The 6,889-nt window shown below is 41.5% G+C and carries 5 protein-coding genes and 1 pseudogene; 2 read left to right on the top strand and 4 right to left on the bottom strand.

All coding sequences use genetic code 11. The features are described 5' to 3' along the window. Positions 1–33: 33 nt before the first annotated feature. Positions 34–480, top strand: a complete 447-nt coding sequence (locus V7K89_RS03610) for a helix-turn-helix domain-containing protein (protein WP_335184416.1) — start codon at positions 34–36, stop codon at positions 478–480. A 691-nt stretch (positions 481–1,171) separates the two neighbouring features. Further along, positions 1,172–1,408, top strand: a pseudogene (locus V7K89_RS03605) (transposase); the annotation flags it as partial. A gap of 148 nt (positions 1,409–1,556) precedes the next feature. Here the strand turns inward: V7K89_RS03605 and ilvD are convergent. The 4 genes from ilvD to V7K89_RS03585 form a co-directional block, all read right to left on the bottom strand. Continuing rightward, a complete protein-coding gene (ilvD, locus tag V7K89_RS03600; protein WP_335184414.1) occupies positions 1,557–3,242 on the bottom strand; it encodes a dihydroxy-acid dehydratase in 1,686 nt (561 codons plus the stop codon). A gap of 470 nt (positions 3,243–3,712) precedes the next feature. Beyond that, positions 3,713–4,876 carry a hypothetical protein gene (locus tag V7K89_RS03595; protein ID WP_335184412.1) on the bottom strand — a complete coding sequence of 388 codons (1,164 nt, stop codon included), beginning with the start codon at positions 4,874–4,876 and terminating at the stop codon, positions 3,713–3,715. Positions 4,877–5,821: 945 nt separating this feature from the next. Continuing rightward, positions 5,822–6,355 carry a transposase gene (locus V7K89_RS03590; RefSeq protein WP_335184410.1) on the bottom strand — a complete coding sequence of 178 codons (534 nt, stop codon included), beginning with the start codon at positions 6,353–6,355 and terminating at the stop codon, positions 5,822–5,824. A 55-nt stretch (positions 6,356–6,410) separates the two neighbouring features. Beyond that, entirely contained in the window at positions 6,411–6,596 is a 186-nt protein-coding gene (locus V7K89_RS03585) for a hypothetical protein (RefSeq protein ID WP_335184409.1), read from the bottom strand. Between the last annotated feature and the right edge of the window lie 293 nt (positions 6,597–6,889).

Below are 6,889 nucleotides of genomic sequence, written 5' to 3'. Positions count from 1 at the left end.
GGAGTAAGGTTTCATTCTACAGGCACTTAGACGTTGATATACTCCATCATCCCATACTGTATTGCACTCAAGCAGGAACTGCTATATAATGCGCTCGCAGATCCCAGAACGGCAGGCGAGATAGCATTACATGTAGGGGTATCAAAAGGGTTTGTTAGAAAAGTAATTCAGCAACACAACCGTGAGGGAGAAACGGGGTTATTTACACCAGGGAAAGGGGGCAGACGTAATTGTTATTTAAGTTGGGAGCAAGAAAAGGAACTAATAGATTCGTTCAAAGAAAAAGCTCGTTGTGGTCAGATTGCAACAGCAATGCAAATAAAACTTGCCTATGAAAGAGAGTGTGGTTTTACGGTGCATAAGACAACAATTTATCGACTGATGGAACGACATCAATGGCGTAAAATAGTACCGAGACCTTCTCATCCCAAAAAAAAACCAACTGCCATTGATGAATTTAAAAAAACTTTTCTAAATTAATAGAACAAATTAATCAAACTAGAGTTGCATCTGATCATAGACCTTTATTGTTGATGGCAGGAGACGAAGGCAGGTTTGGTCGGATTGGAGAGGTTCGGGCAAGAGGAGTGTCCACAAGGGATACGCCCAACTGTACCTAAGCAACAGGTCAGACAATATGTTTACGCTTATGCCGCAGTTGCGCCCGAATTAGGTAAAAGACAAGGCTTAATTTTGCCCTATGCTAACACTAAGATGATGAATTTATTCTGATCACAACTTTCTCTAGAATTTGCTGATTATTTTGTAGTTTTACAGTTGGATAAAGCGCAATTGGCATCGTTCTAATTGTCTGAGTGTTCCTGAAAATATTCGTTTAATTCTTCAACCAGCTCACAGCCTAGAATTAATGCCTGTTGAACATATTTGGGAAGATATCCCTTGAAAACCACTTCTATAATCAAGCCTTTCACACTTTAGACCAAGTTGAGGACGTACTTTGCCAAGGCTTAGTCGAGCTTTGTACTGATAGCGATCGCCTGCGTTCTTTAACTTTCTTTCCTCATCTCAGAATACTACCTCTGAACGCAACTTAGTATCAAAAACTATTTGAGGAGTTATATGAGCGAGGATTGCAGTTAGTCACAAAATCTAAGAAGAAAATGAAAAAGCGCAAAGTCTGAGCGCCGGCTTCCGGCGATCAGAACTTTGTAAGAATCGTTTGGTAAAACTGATTGATAAGATTCTGTTACGTAAACGAGCCGTGATTGAGTCCGTTAATGACCATCTCAAAAATATCTGTCAAATCGAACACTCTCGCCACCGTAGTCAATTTAACTTTTTGGTTAATTTAATAGCTGGTTTAACTGCTTATACATATTTGCCTAAAAAACCTTCGATTGACATTTACCCAAAAGATTTGCCTGCACTACCTCCTGCCATTTTTTAGTTTCGTCGAACTCACGTTTCTTTAGAAGCGATCGCTAGATCAAATCATTACAGGACAGGTAAATTCAGCGACCATCTCAATTAACCAGACAAGGGGCTTAAGCCCCTTATTAAAGGTATGCAAACTTGTGCCACAGTTGTCAGGTTAATTAAAACAAGTCCAAATCTGTTACAGCACCAATACTGCTAGAAGATACCAATTTGGCATATTTCGCCAAGACGCCTTTAGTGTAACGTGGAGCAGGGGGTTGCCAGTTAGCACGACGACGGGCCAATTCTGATTCAGATATATTCAATTGCAATAAACGAGCGGGTGCATCAATAGTAATACTATCGCCTTCTTCTACAAGCGCGATCGCCCCACCAACTGCCGCTTCTGGAGCAACATGACCAACCACCATGCCGTAAGTACCGCCAGAAAAACGTCCGTCGGTAATTAATCCCACCGCATCACCTAAACCAGCACCGATAATTGCTGAGGTGGGAGCTAACATTTCTCGCATTCCAGGGCCGCCTTTAGGTCCTTCGTAGCGGATGACGAGAATATCACCTGCTTGAATTTTACCCGCCAAAATTGCATCTAAAGAAGCTTCTTCTGATTCAAATACCCTGGCAGGTCCAGTAATTACTGGTTTTTTAACCCCGGTAATTTTGGCGACAGCCCCTTCCGTTGCCAGATTACCTCTGAGAATGGCTAAATGTCCTTGAGGATACATCGGGTTATTCCAAGGACGAATCACATTTTGATTGGCAGATGGTTCTTCTGGTATGTCTACTAATATCTCTGCAATAGTTTGACCGCTGATGGTAAGGCTATCACCATGTAATAAATCATGCACAAGTAACATCTTCATTACTTGCGGAATACCACCAGCTTTGTGCAAATCTGTAGCGACATATTTACCACTTGGTTTCAAATCACACAAAACGGGAACGCGGGCGCGGATAGTTTCAAAGTCGTCTATAGTTAACTCTACATCAGCAGCGCGGGCGATCGCTAAAAAATGTAGTACTGCATTAGTCGAACCACCGACTGCCATAATCACAGAGATGGCATTCTCTATCGATTTGCGGGTGATAATTTGGCGGGGTAAGATTTGTTTGCGAATGGCTTCGACTAAGACAAATGCTGATTTTTCCGTACTGTCAGCTTTTTCGGCATCTTCTGCCGCCATTGTCGAGGAATAGGGTAAACTCATCCCCAGTGCTTCAAATGCTGAAGACATGGTGTTAGCTGTGTACATTCCCCCGCAGGAACCCGCACCAGGACAAGCGCGACTCTCAACTTCTAGTAATTCTTTGTCGTCAATTTTTCCAGCACTGTATTGACCAACAGCTTCAAAAGAACTGACAACAGTTAAATCACGTCCGTTGTAGTGACCGGGTTTAATTGTGCCACCGTAAACAAAGATAGCAGGGATATTCATCCGAGCGATCGCCAGCATCGCCCCTGGCATATTTTTATCACAACCGCCAATGGCCAGCACACCATCCATACTTTGTCCAGTACAAGCGGTTTCAATGGAATCGGCAATCACTTCTCGCGACACTAGGGAATATTTCATCCCTTCAGTTCCCATCGAAATTCCATCGCTAATGGTAATTGTGCCGAACACTTGTGGCATCGCTTTAGCGGTTTTAATCCCAACCTCTGCCCTTTGCGCCAGTTGATTTATGCCCATATTACAGGGAGTGATCGTGCTGTAACCATTGGCAATGCCCACAATGGCTTTATTGAAATCTTCATCTTTAAAACCAACTGCACGCAGCATAGCCCGATTAGGCGATCGCTGCACCCCTTGCGTTACAATTTGGCTTCTCAAATTCTCCGACATCTTTTTTCCTTCCGTGCCATCATCGCAATAGTTGCGATTGTATTACCTGATTTTCTCATGCCTGGGCGATGCGATCGAATATAAGTAATTCTCTATGTTTCACCGTGTCTTTTGGTCAGTTCTAATTAAAATAAATCTTCATCTAAGCGTTTGTATAAAATAGGGATGATTATTGTGTGTTAGACATCTGGAGTGCCGGAAATACTAGGGATAACAATACGAATTTAAATATGAAAAAAAGCCATTGCCGCAAGTTGAGGCTCTGACTTTCTACGTTCATAGCTCAGTATATTGATATTGATTCCGGTGCAAAGCTAGAGACACTCTAACTTTGCACCAGAGTTTTTCTTCAAAATTATATCTGCCTTGAAAATAGTGACTAGGGACTGAGGGCTGGAAAGAGATATTTTCATTCTATAGTGCTTTCTGCTTTCTGGCTCCTGACTTGAAAATAAGGCAGAAATATTAAATTAAAGGATGAGGTCACTTGACACTAATTGTGGTGCTCCTATAAGCCTAATTTCAAAATTAGCCGACAGATTTCCATCAGTGTTACCTTGCAGAATACCTTCAGAATAACGGATTTGACCGGGTGCGGAGAATTGACCACTGCCAATGAAAGTGAAAGCTTGGTTGCCCTCAAGAGTGGAGTTGGCATCGATAGTAGATAGATCGATTTGATCACCTGGCAAACTATCGTTTCCAAGAAAGTCAGCGATTAAGTCACGTGACGAAAGTAGACTCTCAGAAGTTGAGTTGTACTTGAAAATATCATTACCCGATCCTCCAATGAGAATATCTTTGCCAGTACCGCCAGTCAGGATATCGTTGCCACGACCGCCTTTAATAGTATCGTTGCCACTACGGCCGTCAATAGTATCGTTGCCAGTACCGCCAGCGTTAATAGTATCGTTGCCACTACTGCCTTTAATAGTACGGTTGAAATTATCGTTAACACCAATGTCAACAAAACCGCCGTCTTCACCAGAGCTAGTACTAACGTCGCCAATCCCCAAACCGCCATCACTAGTTGTACCATCAGTGCTGGTACTGATACCCTCATCGCTATCATTAAAAGTACCAGAAAGGATAATGTCGCTTGCCACTAGTTGTGGCGCTCCTGTAAGCTGAATCTCAAAGTCAGCCGACAGATTACCATCAGTGTTAGCTTGGAGAATACCTCCTGAATAACGAACCTGACCAGGTGCAGAGAATGCGCTAGCCTCAATGAAAGTGAAGGCTTGGTTGCCCGCTATAGTGGAATTGGCGTCAATGGTAGATAGATCAATTTGATCACCTCCAAAGATACCGTTTCCAACTCCAGCAAAGTCAGTTATAACATCCTGTAAAATACCAGGTTGACTCTCAGAAACTGAGTTGAACTTGAAAACATCGTTACCCAATCCTCCAGTGAGGCGATCGGTTCCAGTACCGCCAATGAGGATATCATTGCCCGCTCCGCCGTCAATCGTATCGTTGCCCGCTCCGCCGTCAATCGTATCGTTAGCAATGAATGTGTCTCCGCCGTTAATACTATCGTTGCCATCAAATCCGTTGATAATATCACCGAAATTAAAAAAATCATCTCTACCGGACAGATTGTCAGAACTATTAGTACCGTTAATGGTTGCCATAGCAAGTTTCTCCTAAACTTAGAGGATAAAAAAATTACCTCGTCACTTTCCCATCAGAAAACAGCATTGCTAATTAAGAGGATAAATTTCCTTTGCTCCTTTGGGTGAAAAGGAAACTGTTTGAAATATTGAATTTTGAAATTCCACATTTTTATTCAGCAACGCTGAGAAAACAAGGTGGAGAAATAACGAGTGGGAAGATACAGCAGATTGCAAGTTAATGAAGTACAAAAACACCCCACTCTAACCTTTCCCTTATCAAGGGGAGGGAACAAGATTTCTTATTTCCCGCCTTTATAAGGGGAATTAAGGGAGGTAAGGATATACTTCATTTAGATGCAAAATGCTGTATAACAAATTAGACCTGTTCTAATCAGGTCTTTGCTGTTAAACCTGAAGATTTGAGAAGCACTGGATATATTGATGATGTTGGCATCAAAATTGATTGTGCCAAGAATCGTTTTATGTTCCTGTACTTTATATCTTCACAGGTTCTAGTGGTAGGCTGCTAGAGAACAAGCAGCTCATCTCCCACGGAATTGCATAGGTTTTAGGACATTTTTACTTTATTTATAATCACAATAATTATAATAATACTACCTTCAAGCGAGCTTTTTTCTCTTTATAATAAATAATAAACTCTCTTTTATTACTCTCGACAGAACCTGTCTGAACAAAGGTTTCAAATAGTGTCGGTTTTGCCTATTGAGATTTGTTTAGTAGTTTCTGTCGTTAATGTATAATCAAGTAATTACTAAAAACTTAAAAGCCTTGTTGAGTGATGCGCTCGCTGCACCCCTTGCGTTACAATTTAGCTTCTCAAATTCTCCGACTTCTTTTTTCCTTCCGTGCCATCATCGCAACAGTTGCGATTGTATTACCTGATTTTCTCATGCTTGGGCGATGCGATCAAATATGAGTAATTATATACAGCAGATTGCAGGTTTATGAAGTACAGTAACAGCAGTGGCTAAACCAGTTTTTTAAATGCTGAGGATTAACCAAATTGAGTGCGGTAGCAATGAGGATATCAACCATTGTGGCTGAGGTTGGAGAAAATTGACGTAAAAAAGCTTTGAGTTGTGACCAGCAATTTTCAATTGGATTAAAATCAGGTGAATATGGTGAAAGATACTGAACACTAGCACCCTTTGATTGAATCAATGTTTCGAGCGAAGCTAGTTTCTGAGCTGGAAGATTATCCATAACAATGACTGCACCTGGCCACAACTGGGGAAGCAAACATTTTTCGATGAATACCTCAAAAGCATTGCTAGCCATCGACCCATTTAATGTCATTACCGCTAAAACTTTGGTGAGGCTGATGGCACCAATAACCGTGACTTTCGACCGACGATAAAAAGGTTTCTTGTCATACACTCTTTGCTCTAATGGACTTCGCCCATGAGAGCGCGTTAACCCTAACAATACTCCCATTTCATCAAGAAACACGAGGTTGTGTGGTTGTATGTGTTTCACTTGCTGCCAATAATCGTTTCTTAGTTGTTGAACTCTATGACTCGCACCTTGGCTACTACGTAATGTTTTTTTTTCGCGTCAGTTGCAGCCTTTGTAATGCACGGCACATCACGCTACTACTTACCCATTGATTGTAGTATGTTTCCCCCCAATGTTCGCAGTATTCACTCAAGGTTGCATCTGGATATTTTTCTCTCATTTGTCCATGTTCTTTTTTATACTTATCTAACTCACTTTTCATCCTTCCACCCTGTTTTCCTGGCTCAACATGACCTTCCCTAATCTTCTGTTTGAGCAGTTTTCTACCAAAGCTTTGCTGACATCAAATCGAGCTGCTACAAGTCTTATTGAGGTGTTTCCTTGTTCGTAAGCTCGGACTATTTTTTCTCGAAAATCGATGGAGTAAGGTTTCATTTTCAGTCTTGATGTACTGATTTTAATGTAACCTGAGTTCGGGATAAGGAAAGGAGCAGGTAGTAAGCTGAAAATAGCGTTAAATCCAGCACCTGCCCTATGTTTAGTTTAGAAGCATTA

This window comes from Nostoc sp., from assembly GCF_036917515.1.
Lineage (GTDB): Bacteria > Cyanobacteriota > Cyanobacteriia > Cyanobacteriales > Nostocaceae > Nostoc.
Note: the sequence above shows the minus strand (reverse complement) of the source record. Positions and strands in the feature narration are given on the sequence as shown.